Below are 20,094 nucleotides of genomic sequence, written 5' to 3'. Positions count from 1 at the left end.
GGCGGATCTTCCGCAGGGCACGATGCAGCCCGAATCGAATGTCGTCAATCGCCGCAGCCGTCCTCACCCTGGAGCGGCAGCGCTGAAAAGGCTCACTGTCACGTAGGGCGGGCGAACGCGAAGACTGTACCTTCACCACGATCCCCGAGGTCGGCACTGACACCGAAGGCCCGGGTCAGTCAGCATTTCTCGCTTCCCCTGACCACCCGTAAGGCATCTGGAGATCACCACCGTTACGCTTCTCAAGCGCAACGCGTGAACTCGGTGTCCGCGAACGCAACCACAAGGCGGTCCCGGTGTTCCCGCACGCGACCCTCCAGGAGTCCTAGCTCATGGCGCGTACCACCCCGCCCCGCCCTGTCGACGTGGAGGCGGCCTTCCCCGAACTGGCCACGATGCGCCGGACCGCCACCCGGCTGCACCCCAGGCGTGGCACCCCCATGGTGCACGACAGCTCGGTCGGTGGCCCGTTGCTGTGGCCCGCCGACGAGCCCTGGCCGGTCTGCACCATCCCCCACAAGCGAACCAGTGGCTACCGCTACTCCGACATGCTGCGCGAGCGGGAGATCGAGGAGGGGGCCCGGCAGCGCGACCCACGCGGGACGACTCCCGAGGAGGCCCAGGAAATCGCCGGGTTCAAGCGAGGCCGGCACGCGCCACACCTCGCCGACACGGACCCCGTCCCGATGCTCGCCGTGGCCCAGCTGTACCGCCGTGACGTCCCCGGCCTGCCCGACACCGGCGAAGGGGACCTGCTCCAGGTGTTCTGGTGCGGCTTCGAACGGCACGGCGAGTCCCGGTACGAGCTCCACGTACAGCTGCGCTGGCGTCACTCAGACGACATCGGCACGCTGCTGACCGAGCCCCCCACGCCTGAGGCCATCGGCCGACCCGAACTCGTCCCCTACCCGTGCGTCCTGCATCCCGAGGAGGTCGTCGAGCACCCGTACTTCATGACCCTCGACCCCACCCTCCAGAACCGCATCGACGCATGGGAAGGACCGGAGGAGGACGAAGGTCCGCAGTACATCTACGACTTGTCCACGGCACCCGGCTGGAAGGTCGGAGGGTACATCTCCTGGCGCCTCACGGGACCGCAGCCACTCGACTGCTCCGTCTGCGGCACGGAACTCGCCCCGCTCCTGACGGCGGACGAACGTGAATGGGACCCCTGCACCGCCAGTTGGACCCCGTACGAGGACCAGCAGGACGCCGGTGTCCCGGGCGCCAACGTCCCCACCCTTGTGTCCGTCGGCCGCGGCCGGTTGACCATCGCCGTATGCCCCCGCGACCCGCACCATCCACTGAGACTCGTCAGCCAGTGACACCTGAGTCGACGAAGCACACAGGGAACACCGGGAGCTCCGGCTCATGCCACGTACCACCCCGCCCCGACCGGTCGACGTAGAAGCGGCCTTCCCCGAACTGGTCACCATGCGCCGGACCGCCACTCGCCTGCACCCCCAGCGCGGAGTTCCCACAGCGCACAACAGTTCTGTCGGGGGTCCATTGCTGTGGCCGCGTGCCGAGCCCTGGCCGGTCTGCACGATCCCCCACAAGCGAACCAGTGGCTACCGCTACACCGAGGTGACGCGCAAGCGGGAGATCCTGGACCGGGCCTGGCGGCGCGATCCACGATCCGGGCCGAATGCAGAGGAGCGCGAGGAACTCGCCGGGTTCAAGCGAGCCCGACACCCCCCACACCTCGCCGACTCGGCCCCCATCCCCCTGCTTGCCGTGGCCCAGCTGTACCGCCGTGACGTCCCCGACCTGCCCTGGCCCGGGGAGGACGACCTGCTCCAGGTGTTCTGGTGCGGCTTCGAACGACACGGCGACACCCGCCACGAGCCGTATGTGCACCTGCGCTGGCGGCGGGCCGGGGACGTCGGCACACCGCTGGCGGAGCAGCCGGCCCCTGAGGTCGTCGGCCGCGAAGAACTCGTCCCGAATCCCTGCGTGCTGCACCCCGAGGAGATCGTCGAGCACCCCTACTTGATGACCCTCGACCCCGAGCTGCAGGACCGCATCGCGGCGTGGGCAGGACCGGAGGACGAAGGCGACCGGTACATCTCGGACTTGTCCACGGCTCCCGGCTGGAAGACCGGCGGATACATCGCCTGGAACCTCACCGGACCGCGACCGCTTGTCTGCTCCGACTGCGGAGCGGAACTCGCCCCACTCCTGACAGCTGACCAATGCGAATGGGATCCCAGCACCACCAGCTGGATCCCGTTCGAGGAACAGCAGGACTCAGACGCCCTGTGGGCCAACGACCCCACCGAGGTCTCGCCGGGCCGCGGCCGTCTGACGATCGCCGTGTGCCCCCGCGACCTGCACCATCCGCTCGGCCTCGTCAGCCAGTGACACCTGCGTCGACGAAGCACACAGGGAACACCGGGAGCCCCGGCTCATGCCACGTACCACCCCGCCCCGACCGGTCGACGTAGAAGCGGCCTTCCCCGAACTGGCCGCGAGGCTCTGCCGGAATGGGACGGGACCGGCCCCCGGTTCCGGCAGCGTCTTGTTCGGGTCGCCGCTCTTGGCCGGACGGTTGCCGAAGGAATGGCCGACGATGAAGTCGAAGCGGCTGAGTTCGACCACCCCAGCCAGGGCTCACCTGCGTCGCAGCAGGCGGCGTAGGTGCAGCGTCGTCAGCAGCCGCTGGTCGGGATCGGTGAGATCGAGGCCGGACAACTCGGTGGCACGACGCAGGCGGAGATCGGTCACGAAAACTCCCGAAGAGACTGCACCGCAGCGCGGACGGACACCGCCGGGCCCGTAAGGGGGCCACGGGGCTCCTCGACGAACCCCCGGCGGCATCGGGACGACGGGCGGGAAGCTGTGCGGCGGGGCAGTCCGGCCGAATCGTGCCGCGGAACAGCAATACGGGAGCGGGTTCGTGGCAAGCGACAACACCCGGAGAGCGCGCCGCAGGCCGGCCTCGACGCCCTGCCGGCCGCAACCGCCGGAACCCCGCGGGGCGCTCCAAAGGAAAAGGAGGTTGCCGGTATTCGCTCATCCGGCGTCATTTCCGGTCGCAGTAAAGAATCTTGCCGGCGAGAGGTACCCGATTCCCACCGTGTCGTCGATGTGACAGGCGATCCTGTCGGTTGACGAAGGTGGAGCCCAAAGTGCTTGAGTCGGTAAGTCCCGGAGAGGTCGTGTCCGTGATCACGGGGTCGCTCGCGTTCTGCACACTGGCCGTTCGAATCGGGGGACGAGTGGCCCTGGCCCGAGAGCAGCGGCGCACGATGACCGCGGTGACCACTGCCCTCGTCGCCGAGGCGCGATCGGCACGAGCCTGTCACCGGACAGGCGGGGGCGACGAGTGGTCAGTCACCGTGGGCGCACTTGACCGTGGCGAGGAGACCGCCGGCCGACAGGGGCTCGCCGCCCCTCGGGATGGTGGCCGAACTCAGTGATCCCTTCGCACGATGGCCGCCTGCCCCACCACGACTCCGAGGAGGCGGCGCGGCAGGAGAACATGCGGCAGTTCTACGCCGCGCATCACGAGCGTCTACGGAGGTTCGTGAGACACAGGACGGGCCATGGCGGGGGAAGGGACGCAGAGGACGTCTGCCAGGAAATCTGGTTGGTGTTCTTCGCGAACTACGACGCTCACGTGGCGAAGTACGACAACCTGGCGAAGGTGCTCTTCCCCATTGCCCGGTGCAGGATCGCGGAGTACTGGAGGAAACATGGCAGAACGCACGAGACCCCGGTCGAGGCCACGAACCTCGGAGCGCTGGCCGACGCGCTGCGGTGCGTGGAGGGCGAGGCGGTCTTCGAACGGGCTGTCCGCCGTATTGACGTGGAGCGGGCCTTGGCATGTCTGACCGAACGCCAGCTCGATACGCTTCATCTGCTCTATGTGGACGGGTTGACCGTGGGCGAGGTCGCGCCGCTGATGGGTATCAGCGAGAACACGGTGAAGAAGTTTCGCACGGTGGCCTGTGACAAGCTGAGGAAGTCGGAGCAGCTTGACGGCTACCGGGCCCGGCCGCGACCCGAGGAGGTGGGCGAGTGACGCAGGACAACCGTCAATCCGCGCAGCTCGACGCCGCCGTAGCAGACCCCAACCCCGGCTTCGAGTCCGTCATGGCCCGACTGAAGGAATTGACGCCTGAAGGCACCACGGCCCTGCAGCGCGAGGCAGAGGACGCCGGCGAAGGCCACACCGACTACGCCGCGGGACTGGAGCATCTGTACGAGGCGCTGCCACTGTTGCAGAAGGCTGCCCAAGGCGCGGTCCCAGGAGCTCAGCGTCTGCTCGAACGAATCGGGCACTACGAGGAACTGCTCGAAGAAGCGGAGTCAGCTCGCTCACAGCAGGACGTCGGCGTCACCGATCGTCCTGCGTCGCTGCACCAACTGCACCAGGCCATGGCGGACATGAACTCCACACGCAGCCTGGCGGACACACTGCAGATCGTCGCGGACGGGGCGGTCAACACCCTCGGGTACGGGATGGCGTACCTCCACCTCGTGCGCTCGGACGGCGACCTGGTGGTGACCGCCCTCTCCGGCAACTCCGCCGCAGAGGCCCAGATCACCGGCCTCGTCGGCTCGCGCCAGTCCTGGGAGCGACGCCTGAACATGGGTGAGGCGTGGGGCGACCTGCGCTTCATCCCGCACACCGAGGGCTCGGTGCTCGACGAGGACGACGTACCGGAATGGGACACGGGCGGTCCCGAGCCCCGCTTCCAGGACGGGTGGCACCCCTCCGACCGGCTCTTCGCGCCCCTGTACGCCCCCGAGCCCTCCGTCGACAGCCGCAGCAAGCTGATCGGCGTCCTGTCCGTGGACCAGCCCCGCAACGGCCGGCGACCGGCGGTGCAGGATCGCGAGGCGCTCCAGATGTACGCCTTCCAGGCCGCCATCGCGATCAGCAACGCGCGTCTTCGCGCCGACATGCAGCGCGCCCTGGTCCGCCTGGAGCGCGAGCAGCAGGCCCTGCACGCCAGCGAGGAGAGCTTCCGGCAGGCGTTCGAGTACGCCCCCTCCGGTATGACCATCGCCGAGCTGGGCGGCGACCAGCACGGCCGGATCCTGCGCACCAACGACGCCCTGTGCCGCCTGCTGGGCCGCCCCGCCTCCGCGATGCGCCGCTACTCCTTCTCCGACCTCGTCCACCCCGAAGACATCGGTACGCTGCTGAGCACCTCCACCGAGGGCGGCCGCGCGGAGCTGCGCCTGGGCCGTCGCGACGGCACCTACGTGTGGGTGTCGCTGCGCAACTCCGTGATCGCCGACGCCGCCGACGGGCCCCGATTCCTGCTCACCCACGTCGAGGACATCGAGGAGCGCAAGCGCCACGAGCTGCAGCTCGCCCACCGCGCCTCCCACGACGCCCTCACCGGCCTGCCGAACTCCGCCGAGCTGCGCTCGCGCCTCAGTGCCCGGCTGTGCCCTCGTCCCGGCGAGCAGAAGACCGCAGTCTCGGAAGCAGCTGACAACAGCAGCAACACCCATCTGCATGTTTCCGGGCTCGCAACCGACGTCGACGACGCCACGAGGGGCCTCGCGGTGCTCTTCTGCGACCTCGACGGCTTCAAGTCGATCAACGACCGGTTCGGCCACAACTCGGGCGACGCGGTTCTCATCGAGGTCGCCCGCAGACTTTCACGTGGGGTCCGGGGCGGCGACACGGTCGCCCGGCTCGGCGGCGACGAGTTCGTGATCCTCGCCGAAGGCCTCGGCAAGGCCGACGCCCAGGACCTCGCCGTACGCCTGCGCAACGAGATCATCCAGCCCATCCGCGCCGAAGGACGGGCCGTCCGGGTGGGCGCCAGCTTCGGCATCGGCTGGGCACACTGCGGCATGACTGCGGACGAAGTGTTGAAGTCAGCCTGCGAGCGGATGCACATCGAGAAGCGCTCTCGCCCAAAACAGCACCGGAGGGTCTGCTGAGCCGGGCGGGACCCCGGCATTGCCCGGCTTCTCGTGCTCTGGATCACGCTCCAGTCGGCGCTCTGACCCCCGGCACGCCGGATCATGTGCTCAGTGGCGAAGAACTGACCTGGTCACCAGGGAAGTCTGCGATTCCGGACGGCCGCCCGCCAGCTCTCGCAGCTTCTCCCGCGTCTCGGGGTCCGTGGAGTACACGATCGTGCCGACCATGCCCCGGGTCAGCAGCACCTTGTACGTGTTCCGGATCAGGCGGTCCACGTCGGTGTCCGGGGTGGACTTCTTGAAGACCGGGTCCTTGGACGCCGTACGGTCCGTGACCCAGCGGTCGCCACGCCAGACCAGATCGGGGCCGATGATGACGCCGGACCAGTCGTACTCGAAGCCCTGGGCGGTGTAGACACAGCCGACCTGCCCGAAGCCTGCCGGGTCGGTGGCCCACAGCGCGGCCGGCGGCGCGCCGGAGACGGAGCGGTCGCCGCGCAGGTTCCACGGGCGGGACCAGTCGCCGATGACGACATCGGGAGGCAGCGGTTGGCCGGGCTTGGGCTCCGGGGACCAGCGCCAGCAGTAACCGGCGGACATGCGGGCGCCGTAGCCCCGGGCCCGACGGGCTTCGAGGAACGCCTCCATCTCTTGCGGGCTGTCGGCAACCAGCAACTGCATACGGTCGTCGGGTTCCCAGACCACCGGCCCGCCGGGCTCGAGGCCGAGCAGCCGGACCACCCAGCACAGGTAGGCGTCACTGCCCCCGCACCGAAACTGGCTGTCCAGGGGGACCACATGGCAATGGATGCCTCGTCTGGCCGCTGCCGCCTTGATCTCGGCCACGGTGCCCATCTCACCGGGGCGCACGACCTGGTGCTCGTCGAGGAAGAAGACGGGCACGTACGCGACGTCGATGAGTTCGTCGATCTGCGCCCTGCCGGTCCGAAGCGCCGCGCGGGTGTAGCGATTGGCCGAGGTCTCCCGGATACGGTGTGCCTCGTCGCAGATCAGGGCGCCCAGACTGTTTGCAGTCCGCGATCGGGTTCGGGTACGGCGGCCTCGTGGACGGTGTTGGTCTGGTGGTCGCGGCCCGGAATGCGCTGATGTGAGGTGTCCACGAGGATCACTGGCGCGTCGACCAGCCCGTTGAACGGGATACGGGAGTCGTCACCGTGCCCCGTCTTCAGCGGCGCGTCGGGGTACGCCACCGTGTTCACCACGTCGCAGACGGCAGGGCGCATGCGGTACTGCGTGTCGAGCGCTACAAGGCGGGCGTCCGGCACCACCGATCCGCCCTCGCTGACGAGCCCGGCGGTGTGGAACACATCTCGGGCCGTCCACTGCCGTGCATGCTCCCGATCGGCCTGGCGTGGCCTTGCGATCGCCGTCGCCTTTCGTCACCGCAGGCAGCTGACGGAAGTCCCCGGCGACCACGAGCCGCTTGCCCGCCAGGCCGGCCACGTACCAGGCGGACGGCAGATCGACCATCCCCGCCTCGTCGACGACGACCACGTCGATCCGGTCGAGGAGCTTGCGCGACTGCACCGCCTTGGTTACCGTCGCGCCGAGCACACGGCTGAGCGGTCATTGCCCGGGACGGTGCGGGGAATGGGCGCGGACACTGTCGTTCACCACGGGCCCGACCTCGTCGGCCGCCCTGATCAAGGTGTACGACGCCCACGGCCTCGTCCGCGCGCCCGACTGGAGCTGGACGGCACGCGCACTCCGCTACCGACGGCGTCCTTGGCGGTAACGGCCACGCTCCGGCCGTCCCTGCCGAACGCACCACACGGGACAATTCCGGGGCGGCGGTGTGTACGGCCAAGGCCGACTAGTGCGGGCGGAAGCGACCACCTGGCGCGGCCACCGACAGCGCCTCCACGGCCATCGCCCCGTCGAAGACGGGCGCGGATGCATCCCGGCAGCCCGGCGAGGGCTGGACGGCGGGCCGTGTCGCCCGCTCGGGTCTGTGTTGGCGCGTCCCGCAACCCTTGCGGTGCGCACGGCGTGCACCCTGAAGCGGGGAGTCGGAAACGGAGGCCGGTCCTGGCAGCAACGGGCCTGCCTGGGGCGGACGGATCGAACGTCAGGACGCATTCGTGCATGAGCGAAACCGGGCGCGGCGGATCAGGGGACCGTTCGAAGGGGGTGCATCGTCGGCCGCCAGGACGCTGTTCTTCGTCCTCGCCACCGAGAACCTGCTGATCAACTACACCGCCACCGCCATGAACGTGGCCCTGTCAGCGCTCGTCGGGGACCTGCACACCACGCTGACCGGCGTGCAGTCGGCGATTTCGCTGTACGCCCTGGTGGTGGCCGCGTTCGTGATCAGCGGCAGCAAGCTCGGCAGACGCCACGGGTACCGACGGGCCTTCGTCGCCGGCGGCGGAACCTTTGCCCTGGGGGCGCTGATCAGCGCCCTCGCCCCAAGCCTGCCGTTCTTGCTGCTCGGCTGGTCCGTACTCCAGGGGCTCGGGGTCGCGCTGATGCTTCCGTCGCTGATGGCGATGCTCACCGAGACCTTCGCCGGGGCCGTACGTACCAAGGTGCTGTCAACCCTGGCCATGACGTCCGGGATCGGTGCGGCGGCCGGTCCCGTTCTGGGCGGCCTGATCACCAACTACCTGACCTGGCGCATGTCGTTCCTGCTCGGAGCCGTGATCACCCTGGCCGGGACATGGCTCATACGGCATACGGTCGATGCCGGGCCATTCCCGGGACACCCGGGCCAGCGCTTCGATGCCCTCGGGGTGCTGCTGTCCACGACAGGACTGGTTCTGCTGGTCGTCGCGGCTCTGTTCGCGGGGCGGTACGGCCTGCTGAAGGCCCGGCAGGATTTCGCGGTGCTCGGCCATACGCTGTTGGAGCGTGGCGGTCTGTCACCCGTTCCCGTCCTGTCGGGCATAGGGCTGATCTTTCTGGCCGCCTTTGCCGGATGGGAGCTGCGTCTCGTCAAGAGCGGAAGGGATCCGCTGGTCCGTGTGACGGTGCTGCAGAACCGCACCGTCCGGACCGGGATCTCGACCCAGCTGATGCTGATCCTGGTGCCCAACGGCATGCTCTTCCTGGTGCCGGTCTTCCTGCAGACGACCTTTGGATTCGGCGCACTGCACTGCGGAGTCGTGCTGCTCCCGATTGCGTTGGGGCTGATGACGGCCGCCCCGCCGACCGCCCGGCGCATCGGGCAGGGGAGGATGACCCACCGCGCCGCTGCGATGGGGGCGTTCGTCTGCATGGGCGTCGGTTGCGTCGCTGTCGCCGTCCTGTTCAGTCCGCGTGCACAGGGAGTGGCGGCGGTGGGCCTGGCACTCGCGCCGGGCATCCTCCTCATCGGGCTCGGCCGGGGCATGGCCACGACGCTCACCGACCTCGTCCAGTCAGCGCCTGACCGGGACGAGGTGAGCGACGTGACAGGGCTCTCCTACGCGGCCGGCTATCTGGGAAGTTCGTTCGGAGTCGCGCTCGCCGGTGCCTTGATGACCACATCGCTGCTGTACGGGTTCGAGGCCGGGGTGAACGACAGCAGAGCCCTTTCCACCGCCCAGAAGGAGCTGGTGACGCGGGCCCTGGAGCACCAGGTCCAGATCACGGCCGTGTCCGACGACGCCCTGCGGGCCAGGGCGATGTCACGGGGCATCACGGGTGCCGCGGCCGACGGGCTCGTACGGATCAACGCACGTGCCAGGGAGCAAGCGCTGACCGTGTCGGCCACCGGCATGGCCACACTGGCTGCCGGCGGCTGGCTGATGTCACTGCGTCTTCCCGTTCGTGCCGGGACCGCGACAGCAACAGGCCCGGGACGTGAAACCCCTTCACAAGGCCAGTAGGGCTCGCCTGTCTGCACCATTCCGCCGGTAGAGCGGCGCCACGGCCGAGGGCGAGCATCGGCTGCGCCGGGCAACCTCGCCCCGGTCTTCGATGCCCGTGCCCATGCCGTGCCCGCGCTTCCCGAGCTGAGGTCTCGCTGCGGCCCTGGCCCGTCAGTCCGGCGAACAAGCATCGCGTCATCCGCCCTCGCAGCGGCCTCGAAGAACTGGCGGAGACCGTCGCACCAGTGCCGTCCCTATTCCACGGCGCCGGGCTCATTTCAACCCAGGGGGACAGGCCGCAGCTCTGGCCGGTTCAGCGAAGCCCGCCCCACTGATGAGCTGGGCATGACCGCCCGCTGGGCACCGGGGCCCCCGGTGTGGCAGACATTTCGAGCGGATGAGACGAGACAAGATGGAGGTACGGATGCGTCGTGCGAGGAGGAGTGCGGCATGGCCAGACCCGGCTCTGACGGTACCGAGGGCGTGGAGGGCGGCAAGTCACGGTTCGACGACATCTACGGCCGGCCGGACCCCCGCGCGTACTTCAGGCGGCTGGCGCCGCTGGAGTACGAGATCCCGCACCATGCCCAGCCGGTCTTCCGGCAGGCTGCCACCGAACGGGCCGCGCTCGATGACGGCTGCGCCCACGGGCCGGCGGTACTGGACGTGTGCTGCTCCTACGGGATCAACGCCGCGCTGCTCAACCACGACGTGACGCTGGCAGAGATGCATGAACGGTACACCTACCCTGGTACCCAGACGATGTCGACGGATGAACTGACCGCATCCGACAAGGAGTTCTATGCCGCGCGGCGCCGGCCGGACCCAGTGCCGGTGTTCGGCCTGGACGTCTCGGCCCCCGCCGTGCAGTACGCGCTCGAGGTGGGTCTGCTGGACGCCGCTTTCACCGACGACCTGGAACAGGGCTCACCCAGCCCCAGGCTGAGCCGCGCGCTCGCCGAGGTCGGCCTCATCACATTGACAGGCGGCGGCAGCTATATCACCGCCCGAACGTTCACGGCACTGCTGGACGGCGCCCGCAGACCGGTGTGGGTCAGCGCGTTCGTGCTGCGGACGGTGTCGTACCAGCCGATCGAACGGACATTGGCCGTACACGGTCTGAATACCACCGTCGATGTCTCCCGCACCTATCCACAGCGCCTCTTCACCGACGAGCGGGAACAGCACTATGCGATCGCGGCGGTACGCGCGCTGGGTGGCGACCCTACAGGGTGCGAAGAGAACGGCCGTTTTTACAGCCTGCACTACGAGTCCCGACCCGACACACCGTGACAACCGGTGCGTCGACCTCAGCGGGAGGCCGGCAGGCACGGGTTGGCGTCTCCGTCCGTCCTGTGTGAGACGAAGTGCGCAGTCCTTGAGCGCAAGGCCCGCCGGACGACCGAGTAGCAGACGGCACTCGATCGTCTGGAGGACCTGCGCCGTCCCCACCGCGCCCAGGCTGGACAGGTGAGCCGTCGACTCCTGCCACTCGACTTCGCCTGGGGCCACGGTGGGCGGGATGGGAACCGACAAGCCGCAGTCTCCCGGCTCGACGTACGAGGTTCGGTGGATAGAGGGCACGTCGTACAAGTGCGGCGCCTGATGTTACGTCAAGTCGTTCACATGTAGCGGTTATCTACCATCAAGACATCGGGAATCACGGCCCGGCCCGCCGGCCTCCCGAGCCGCTCGGTGCGCCGCTGTCCCGGGTGATCCAGTCCGGGATCCGTAACTCCGGGTCTTCGGCGATGTTGCTGGAGAGCGCCGGCTGGCAGACCGTGGTGCTGTCGCCCGACCGCCGCCAACTGCCCTCGGACGGCGAGCTGCTTGCGGTGGTCCGCGCCGCACTCACCACCACCGGCGCCGACAGCACCCGCCGGAAGGTGCTGGTCGTTCTGGAGGACCTGCACGCCCTGGAGGACGGCAACGTCGGCGAGGCGCTGGAGTCCCTCAGCGAGCTCAAGACGGGTGTCCTCGCGCTGACCCATTTCGTCGACGGAGCGGCCAACCGCTGGGACAACCACGGCGTGACCTCCTATGTCACCGTGGTGGCACCGGAGGAGGTGCCCGACCTGGCCCACCAGATGATCCGCCGGGCGCCCAGGGAGTACCGGGTCCGGGCCGACGACACGGCGGCCGTCGGCCTGGCGGTCGAGGCGTGCCAGGGGGACCTGCGTCTGCTGGGCGATCTGCTGCGGGAAAAACCGGCCGACAAGTCCGCTCCGGCGCTGCCGGAGCGGGGCCTGGGAGTCGAACTGGTGCGGGCGCGGGCGCAGTCCGCCTGCGACGGCCTCGACGCCGACGCCCGGGCCGCGGTTTACCGGCTCGCCGCGGTGTCATGGCTCGACGAAGGGGTCCCGTCCGCCCATGTGGCGGCCATCCCCGAGGAAACCCGCGCGGCCCTCGCCGTGGTCGTCCACGAGGACCTGATGAGGATCCCCAGCACCGTCCGGGCCGAGGCGGTGATCGCCTGTGCGAGCCCCGAGGGACTGGACGCCCTTCCCACCCATCTCGAACCATACGTCCTGGTCCTCCTCCGGGAGGACAACCACCAGCGACTCGACGCCCTGCTGCGCAAGTGCGCCGCCTACGCGCCGGAACAGCTCGCGCGGCTACTGGAACTGGCCTCGGTACGCCGTGCGATCACCGACTGGACGGCGACCGCGCACCCGCCCAAGGCCCTCACTCTGCTGCGGCTCTGCCGACGCAACAGCGATGCCGACTGGACCGCCGCCGCACTCCCGGCGGTCCTCAAACGAGTTCGCTCCGTAGCGGATCTGACGGTGCGTGATGTGACACTCGCGCTCACCGCGATGTGGGACGACGAGTTCCGGCTGCCCCAGAACGTGTTGCCGAACCTCGTTACCTGGGTAGGGGAGCCGGAGGGCGGCCTGGACACGGTCCTCGCCCGGTCCTCCACCCTCACGGAGCGGTACCACCTCGTCAATGCCCTGCTGAAGCTGGCCGGTGAGGGCACCACACCGGCCGGGACGGTCTGCGAGTGGCTCGAACAGCGCGCCGACGACCTCGTCCAAGGTGCCGATCCCGCTCGTCACCGGGACCTCATCGCCGTACGGCGCATGGACGACCTGATCTTCGCCAAGTCACGTCAGGCCCGGGACGACCAACCCGCGTCGGCACTGCGCCCGCTGTTCAAACCGGCGCAGTTCCTCCTGGAGGCACGTCCCACCCGGGACAGGTCCCTCGCCGCCATCCTGTCCTGGCTGTCGCTGCGGTTGCACTTCGACGGTGCTCAGGACTGGGACGAGCTCATCGAGCAGTACAAGACGCAACTCCAAGCGGCTCTGGCGTACTCGGACGCCATCCAGATAAGTCAGGCCCTGCACGACCTGTCGCAGAGCAACCGCGGGTTCAGCAACCGTCTCCTCAACCATCTGAAGTTCGGCCGCACACTGGTTCCCGTGGTGAAGGCGGCACCGCCCGCGGAGGCGGCCATCCTCATCTCGACCGTGCGGAACATCCATGGCGGCACTCTCCGGACACTGCTCTACCAGGAGAACCGGGACGGCGCCCTGGTGGCTGACGCCGGCTTGGCCCGCGAGCTGGCCAAGTCGGTTCGCAGCTTCGAGGACGTGCGCGGCGCGGGCATGCTCCTCAGCAGCGTCAGCCGCGTCGACGACCTCTACTGCGACACCAAGGAACGGTTCGGTTACCGCCTGGCCTGCGAGATCGGTCAGGATTTCGTCGAGAACGTCATGAGGCGAGAACGCCGGCCCGCCATCGTCTACCACCTGCTGCACGGCTTGTGGGAGTCGGGCGCGGACTATCGGCAGGCGATCGAGGATGCGGCGCTCGACCTCGTCGTGTCCAGCATCCACGCACAGCGCGGCACAGCCCGCCCTTGGGGTCCGCGACTGGCCATGCTCCTGATCCAGGATGACTACTTCGGCCAGCAGTTCCTCCAGAAGCTGGCGGAACGACTGGACCGGAAGGTGCTGCGCGACCGAATGTCCCAAGTCGCGCTCGACCCAGAGAGCATGGTGCACACCCATCGGCTGGGGCGCGCGCTGGTACCCGACATCGGCGCGGACTTCGCCAAGCAGCTCGAATTGGACAAGGCCGTGCGCAGTCCGCTCCTGAACACCGCGAGCAACACCGCACAGAAACTGCAAGTCATGGCCGACACCCTGCGGGCCGGCGGCGAAGTCGCGGCGACCGCTCTGGTGCTCGGCCACTTCAAACGGCAGAACCCCCGCTGGAACTGGGCCGAGCGTCTGCGAGTCGGCCGCAGTATCGGCGCCTTCGTCACGGCGCTCGGCCAGCTACGCAAGCTGGACCCGGCCGAAGCGGCCATGACCGTGGACTTCCTGAGCCGGCCACATGGCGGACAGGACCTCTCCCATCTGCGAGAACTTCTTCTCCGCAGCGTGGTGCACCCCCCGCTCACAGCCGAGTTGCTGAGTGAGGTGGAGCGCTGCAAGCCAGGACTCGGCAAGGCCGAACTCGCCGCGCTGCGGAACGAGCGCAGGCGCTGGTGGACACTCATCGATGTCTTCAAGTTCGACCAGGACCCGGTAACCCAGGGAATGGTGGGGCGCGCCCTGGCCCGACTCGGGGTGACCAACCGCACCGAGGAGACCGAGTGGATGTACACCCTGCTCACCACTCGCTGGGAGGCCACGATGCACCTCCTCGCCAGTCCCCGGGCCGTCACCGAGATGCTGACGCTCGCCCACATGTGGGAGCCGCAGTGGGGTGAGCAACTGGCCACCAGCGTCAACATCGATCGGTTGCTCAACCGGCTCCGGCTGGGTCTCCGGCCGGATCTGCAGCAAGTCCCCGGCCTGCTGCAGGCGCTGTGGCTGACCGGTCAGAGTGATGGGTTCGACGACATCCTCGGTTACGTGGACGGCTTGTCCGCCGACCTCCTGGCGAATGCGTTGGGGCTCCACCAGGCGAGCAAACTGCTGAAGGTGGCCCGGCTCACGAACAGATCCACTGACTCTCTGGCCCCAGCGGTGGCACGGCTCGTCAAGCAGGTGGCAGAACGGCACCTGGCGGTGGACGCCGAAACGCACTGGAACAGCATCGGGTGGGCGGCCCAGGCACTGCACGAGTGCTCCGGCCTTCGTTTTCTCCCGGATGTGGTCCCTGCGCTGCCGCCCAACACCGTGGCCCATCCGGCCGCCGTTGCCTGGGCGGCGGCGTGGTTGCCGCGCACAGAGTGGTCCACCACGACGGTCGTGGAGGCCGTGGACTCCTACGCAGGGTCCGGCAGCACACAGCACTGGCATCCCCAGGAGACCTGTATGGCCCTGATCGCCGCCGCGCGGACCGGCCTCCTTCCTGCCGACGGTCCACTCCCCACCCACTGGCACGCGGCCACCGAGGCGAGCCCCGAACTCCTCACGCTGCTGTGCCGCGAAGCGGCACGTTCCCCGATCCTGCGCGACCACCTCGCAACTCCGAAGATCGCCGGAGCACTGCGAAAGATGATCAGCGAGACCGGGCTGTCCCAGCATCTCTGCGGGGAGGAACTACGGTCCGCGGTGAAGCAGCTCTGCCCACAGCCACCCGAGCCTCATCCGAACCCGAACGTCGGGCTCGGGTACTAGAGCCCGACGTTCGATCTTGTAGAGCCTTCGCGATCAGGTCGTGGACGAGGTATTCGCCAGGGGTTCGGTCCTCCTTAAGGCGAGGGAGGTCCTCGGGTCCGAACAGTCGTAGGCGGTGTGCTTGGACCATTCCAGGACAGGGTGGTCCAGGTCGCCACCGACTTCGACAAGGTAGTCGGCCTCGTGCCGTGTGCCGCCACCGCCGGTCCAGGTGGCGATCCCGATCAGGCGCCGTATCCGGCGCAGACACCAACCGGTGTCTTATTCGGCTTCTTGTACAAGGGTGTCCAGCGAAGTCTCGCCGGGCTCGACGAGGCCGCCGGCCATGCCCCAACAGTCGGGGAAGAGGCGTCGATCGGGGCTGCGCTTCTGGGAGGTGGCGGCGAGGAACCGCTCCTGCCGGTGAGTGACGGGCGGTGTGGCCGGTGGCGGGACCACCGCCAGGTCATCAACGGGACACTGCATCGGGTGCACCGGACGAGCGCGTCCAGATGTCCGACCGAAGCCCTGTTCCTGCGCCGCAGATCATCCATGCCTCCCCGACGACGTCGTCACCGCACACCACGCTGCAACGGACCGCACCCGCGCCTGGGCGCCACCTGGGACCCCGACGTCGTACGTCTGCTGTACGCCTCCGGCATCCGCCCGCCCGCGCTGGGTCGCTACCTCAACTGGGTCCCGCCGACGACGGCACAGGCGTCTGCGACAACCACAGCCGCGTCTGGAACACCCGCGTATTGTGGGTCGCTGGCAACAACGTCATCCCCACCGCCACCGCTCGCAACCCCACGCTGACATCCGTCGCCCTCGCCGTCCGAGGTGCCCGCGCACTCTTCGACCACCTGGACTCGGCGGCGGAGCACAGCACGCCGGTCGGCCAGAGCGGTTCCCGCAGCGCCGGAACTGTCACGGGAACGCGTACCTGACACTCCGTCGGAAACAGCGTCAAACGAGCGTCAGGGCGGCATTCCCTCGTCCCGGCACAATCAGCGGAGGGCACCCGCCACCCCACTCACCGCTCGACAAAGCCGCAGGCAAGGCCTGCTCTCCGGACTCGCGGAAGGTTCCACGTCATGTCCCCTGGAAAACAGGTCGGCTCCGCCCTCCCGGGATGCGAGGAACCAGAGAACCAGCAGGTCAGAGGCTCTTGGAGGCAGGCTCCAGAATCGCCACGCACTCCACGTGATGCGTCATCGGAAACAGATCGAACGCCCGAAGCGTCCGCACCCGGTACCCGCCCTCGCGGAAGTACGCCAGATCCCGGGCCAGCGCAGCGGGATCGCAGGCGACGTAGGCGATGCGGCGGGCGCCGAGGGAGGAGAGGTGTTCGACCGTCTTGCGGCCGGCGCCGGCGCGGGGCGGGTCGAGGACGATGAGGTCGACCTCGGTGATGCCGGTGCGCGGGAGGACCGACTCGACCTTGCCCTGTTCGATGCGGACCCGGGGGAAGTCGGCCAGGTTGTGGCGCGCGTCCTCGACCGCGCGCTTGCCGGACTCGATGCCCAGGACCGCGCCCTTCTCGCCGAGGCGGTCGGCCAGGGCGCCGGCGAAGAGGCCCACGCCGCAGTAGAGGTCCAGGGCCATCTCGCCCTTGCGGGGCAGCAGGCCCTGCATGACCGCCGTCACCAGGGTGTCCGCCGCCTTCGGGTGGACCTGCCAGAAGCCGCCGCTGCCGACCCGGTGGGTGCGGCCGTCGGCGCGCTCGCGGACGAAGGGGCGGCCGTGGACGCGGTGCACACCGCCGTCCTTCTCGTCGACCCGCATCACCGACACCGGCTTGTCCAGTTCGACGATCGGGAGGCGGGCGCCGGGCCTCGGGGTCAGGATCACCTGGCGGTCCTGCGAGCCGGTCGCCGCGATCGCCTCGACCGACTCCATGCCGGTCCAGTCGCGCTTCTCGATGCCCAGTTCGGTCACACCGGCAGCGGCGATCATGCAGTGGTCGATCCGCTCGACCTCGTGCGAGCGGTGGCGGCGCAGGCCCGCGTGGCCCTCGGTGTCGACCGCGTACTGCACGCGCGTCCGCCACTGCGGGACCTGACCCGCCGGGAGCTTGTCGCCCTCGGCCGGCATCACCGTGCCGTCCCAGCCCGCCTCCTCGGGCGTGAGGCCCGCGAGCCGCTGGAGCTGCTCGGCGATCACCTCGCCCTTCAGCCGGCGCTGGGCACCCGGCTTGGCGTGCTGCCAGTCGCAGCCGCCGCAGCGGCCGGGGCCGGCGAAGGGGCAGGGAGCCTCGACGCGGTCCTTGGAGGCCTCCAGGATCTCGACGGCGTCCGCCCGCAGGAAGCGCGCGCCCTCCTCGCCCTCGGTCACCCGGGCCACCACCCGCTCGCCGGGCAGCCCGTGCCGGACGAACAGCACCTGGCCCTCGGAGGTACGGGCGATGCAGTGGCCGCCGTGGGCGACGGGGCCGATCTCGACCTCGTACTCCTCGCCCACCAGAGACTTGGTCGGTTCTGCCTGCATGGTGGGGTGACTCCAGATCGGGAAGGGAAGTCGGGAACGGTGCTTCTGGAAGGAAAAGGAAGCGGCCGCAGCCGGTGGGCCTGACAACAGCCCACCAGTCTACGGCCTTCCTTTGACGCCGGAGGACGCTCAGTCCTTGACCGCCGGCTCCTTCGGCCGCTCCGTCGCCGGACCACGCCGCACCGCGCCCGGCGCGTTCCACTCCTGCCGCTTGCGGGCGCGCAGCTTGGCCGCCTCGGAGGAGGCCAGCTGGTAGGGGACGGAGGTCACCATCACGCCCGGCGTGAACAGCAGGCGGCCCTTCAGGCGCAGGGCGCTCTGGTTGTGCAGCAGATGCTCGTACCAGTGGCCGACCACGTACTCGGGGATGATCACGGAGACCGCGTCGCGCGGGGACTCCTTGCGCAGGCCCTTGACGTACTCGATGATCGGCCGCGTGATCTCGCGGTACGGCGAGTCGAGGACCTTCAGCGGTACGTCGATGCCGCGCCGCTCCCACTCGTCCTGCAGCGCCTTGGTCTCCGCCGGGTCGACGTTGACGGTGAGCGCCTCAAGCGTGTCCGAGCGCATCAGCTTGGCGTAGGCCAGGGCGCGCAGGGTGGGGCGGTGGATCTTGGAGATGAGGACGACCGAGTGGACGCGGGAGGGGCGGACACTGTCGTCGGTCGGGCCCTCGGGGGCCGCGATCTCCTCGGCGACGCGGTCGTAGTGCTTCCGGATCACGGTCATCGTCGCGTAGAAGATGCACATGCCGAGCAGGGCCACCCAGGCGCCGTGCGTGAACTTCGTGACCAGGACGACGACCAGCACCAGGCCGGTGAAGAAGGCGCCGAACGCGTTGATCGCGCGGGAGCGGACCATGTGGCGGCGCTTGGCCTGGTCGCGCTCCGTCGCCAGGTGGCGGTTCCAGTGCCTGACCATGCCGGTCTGGCTGAGCGTGAAGGACACGAACACGCCGACGATGTACAGCTGGATCAGGCGCGTGGAGTCGGCGCCGTAGATGACCGTCAGCAGGGCCGCCGCGCCGGCGAGCAGCACGATGCCGTTGGAGAAGGCGAGGCGGTCGCCGCGGGTGTGCAGCTGGCGCGGCAGGTAGCGGTCCTGGGCGAGGATCGAGCCGAGCAGCGGGAAGCCGTTGTACGCCGTGTTGGCCGCCAGGAACAGGACCAGGGCGGTGGCCGCCGCGAGCACGATGAACAGGAAGCTGCCCTTGCCGAACACCGCCTCGGCGACCTGGGAGATCACCGGGTTCTGGACGTAGCCCGAGCCGAGCGCGACGCCGTTGTGGATCAGGTCGGTGGCCGGGTTCTCGGCCATGCGGACCTTGGTCACCATGGCGAGCGCGATGATGCCGCAGAACATGGTCACAGCCAGCAGGCCCATCATCGCCAGCGTGGTCGCCGCGTTCTTCGACTTGGGCTTGCGGAAGGCCGGGACGCCGTTGGAGATGGCCTCCACACCGGTGAGCGCGGCACAGCCGGAGGAGAAGGCGCGCAGCAGCAGGAAGACGAGGGCGAAGCCCGCGAGGCCCTGGTGTTCGGCCTTGATGTGGTAGTCGGCGGTGGGCGCCAGCATGGTGTCGCCGAGGACCAGGCCGCGGAACGCGCCCCACGCGATCATGATGAAGACGCCGCCGACGAAGACGTACGTCGGGATCGCGAAGAGCTTGCCCGATTCCTTCACGCCGCGCAGGTTCATCAGCGTCAGCAGGACGATCACGGCGACGGCGCAGAGCACCTTGTGCTGCACCACGAAGGGGACCGCCGAGCCGAGGTTCTCGATGCCGGAGGCGATCGAGACGGCGACGGTCAGGACGTAGTCGACGAGGAGCGCGCTCGCGACGGTGAGGCCGGCCTTGGAGCCGAGGTTGGTGGTGGCGACCTCGTAGTCACCGCCGCCGCTCGGGTAGGCGTGGACGTTCTGCCGGTACGAGGCGACGACCGTGAACATCAGCACGATGACCGCAACCGCGATCCAGGGGCTGAAGTGGTAGGCCGACACGCCCGCGATGGACAGGACCAGCAGGACCTCGCCCGGCGCGTAGGCGACGGAGGACAGCGGGTCGGAGGCGAAGACGGGGAGTGCGATGCGCTTCGGCAGGAGCGTTTCGCCCAGCCGGTCACTGCGCAGTGCGCGCCCGATCAGGATCCGTTTGGGCACGTCGGTCAGTTTGGACACGACAGAGGATCGTAGGCCTTCGAACAGACAGTCGCCCACCCGGCGTCCCGGTTCTGCCTCATGAGTGAAATCACGGGCGTACGGAAGTGCGGATTCCGTGGTTCACACGCCCTCCGTGTCTAGATGGCAGACCCCGCCTGTCATCGCACTTCGGAGGTCCCATGCCC

General features: G+C 68.9%; 12 protein-coding genes and 2 pseudogenes. 9 read left to right on the top strand and 5 right to left on the bottom strand.

Annotated features, from left to right (window positions below):
* From ACFY3C_RS38145 to cdgB, 5 genes and pseudogenes are all read left to right on the top strand, one after another.
* A pseudogene (locus tag ACFY3C_RS38145) lies at nt 1-86 on the top strand (IS5/IS1182 family transposase); the annotation flags it as partial.
* Between the two features lie 246 nt (nt 87-332).
* The gene (locus ACFY3C_RS38140; protein ID WP_390774089.1) at nt 333-1,325 is read left to right on the top strand and encodes a hypothetical protein; all 993 of its coding nucleotides are present in this window, start codon (nt 333-335) and stop codon (nt 1,323-1,325) included.
* A gap of 46 nt (nt 1,326-1,371) precedes the next feature.
* The gene (locus ACFY3C_RS38135) at nt 1,372-2,364 is read left to right on the top strand and encodes a hypothetical protein (RefSeq protein ID WP_390774088.1); all 993 of its coding nucleotides are present in this window, start codon (nt 1,372-1,374) and stop codon (nt 2,362-2,364) included.
* 1,120 nt (nt 2,365-3,484) lie between these two features.
* Nucleotides 3,485-4,027, top strand: a complete 543-nt coding sequence (locus tag ACFY3C_RS38130; RefSeq protein ID WP_390774087.1) for an RNA polymerase sigma factor — start codon at nt 3,485-3,487, stop codon at nt 4,025-4,027.
* A gap of 356 nt (nt 4,028-4,383) precedes the next feature.
* The gene (gene cdgB, locus ACFY3C_RS38125; RefSeq protein ID WP_390774093.1) at nt 4,384-5,910 is read left to right on the top strand and encodes a diguanylate cyclase CdgB; all 1,527 of its coding nucleotides are present in this window, start codon (nt 4,384-4,386) and stop codon (nt 5,908-5,910) included.
* Nucleotides 5,911-6,000: 90 nt separating this feature from the next.
* Here the strand turns inward: cdgB and ACFY3C_RS38120 are convergent.
* The 3 genes and pseudogenes from ACFY3C_RS38120 to ACFY3C_RS38110 all read right to left on the bottom strand — a co-directional run.
* A pseudogene (locus tag ACFY3C_RS38120) lies at nt 6,001-6,921 on the bottom strand (DNA/RNA helicase domain-containing protein); the annotation flags it as partial.
* Nucleotides 6,903-7,103: a hypothetical protein gene (locus ACFY3C_RS38115; RefSeq protein ID WP_390774086.1), complete on the bottom strand. Its 201-nt coding sequence runs from the start codon at nt 7,101-7,103 to the stop codon at nt 6,903-6,905. The gene ACFY3C_RS38115 and the pseudogene ACFY3C_RS38120, both read right to left, overlap by 19 nt.
* Nucleotides 7,063-7,467, bottom strand: a complete 405-nt coding sequence (locus ACFY3C_RS38110; RefSeq protein ID WP_390774085.1) for an AAA domain-containing protein — start codon at nt 7,465-7,467, stop codon at nt 7,063-7,065. Before ACFY3C_RS38110 ends, ACFY3C_RS38115 begins: the two co-directional genes overlap by 41 nt.
* A gap of 527 nt (nt 7,468-7,994) precedes the next feature.
* On the opposite strand from ACFY3C_RS38110, the gene ACFY3C_RS38105 reads away from it, so the two are divergent.
* From ACFY3C_RS38105 to ACFY3C_RS38090, 4 genes are all read left to right on the top strand, one after another.
* Nucleotides 7,995-9,722, top strand: a complete 1,728-nt coding sequence (locus ACFY3C_RS38105) for an MFS transporter (RefSeq protein ID WP_390774084.1) — start codon at nt 7,995-7,997, stop codon at nt 9,720-9,722.
* Nucleotides 9,723-10,154: 432 nt separating this feature from the next.
* Nucleotides 10,155-10,997: a hypothetical protein gene (locus ACFY3C_RS38100; protein WP_390774083.1), complete on the top strand. Its 843-nt coding sequence runs from the start codon at nt 10,155-10,157 to the stop codon at nt 10,995-10,997.
* Nucleotides 10,998-11,455: 458 nt separating this feature from the next.
* Nucleotides 11,456-15,283: a hypothetical protein gene (locus ACFY3C_RS38095; protein ID WP_390774082.1), complete on the top strand. Its 3,828-nt coding sequence runs from the start codon at nt 11,456-11,458 to the stop codon at nt 15,281-15,283.
* 491 nt (nt 15,284-15,774) lie between these two features.
* Nucleotides 15,775-16,209, top strand: coding sequence for a GMC oxidoreductase (locus ACFY3C_RS38090; RefSeq protein ID WP_390774092.1), 435 nt, complete (start codon nt 15,775-15,777; stop codon nt 16,207-16,209).
* 211 nt (nt 16,210-16,420) lie between these two features.
* Here the strand turns inward: ACFY3C_RS38090 and ACFY3C_RS38085 are convergent, their stop codons facing one another.
* Both ACFY3C_RS38085 and ACFY3C_RS38080 read right to left on the bottom strand, forming a co-directional pair.
* Nucleotides 16,421-17,749, bottom strand: a complete 1,329-nt coding sequence (locus tag ACFY3C_RS38085) for a class I SAM-dependent RNA methyltransferase (RefSeq protein ID WP_390774081.1) — start codon at nt 17,747-17,749, stop codon at nt 16,421-16,423.
* A gap of 129 nt (nt 17,750-17,878) precedes the next feature.
* On the bottom strand, nt 17,879-19,927 hold the full coding sequence (locus ACFY3C_RS38080) for an APC family permease (protein WP_390774080.1): 2,049 nt from the start codon (nt 19,925-19,927) through the stop codon (nt 17,879-17,881).
* Between the last annotated feature and the right edge of the window lie 167 nt (nt 19,928-20,094).

It is taken from the genome of Streptomyces sp. NPDC001410, assembly GCF_042895235.1.
Lineage (GTDB): Bacteria > Actinomycetota > Actinomycetes > Streptomycetales > Streptomycetaceae > Streptomyces.
This window is presented reverse-complemented; position numbering and strand designations above follow the sequence as displayed.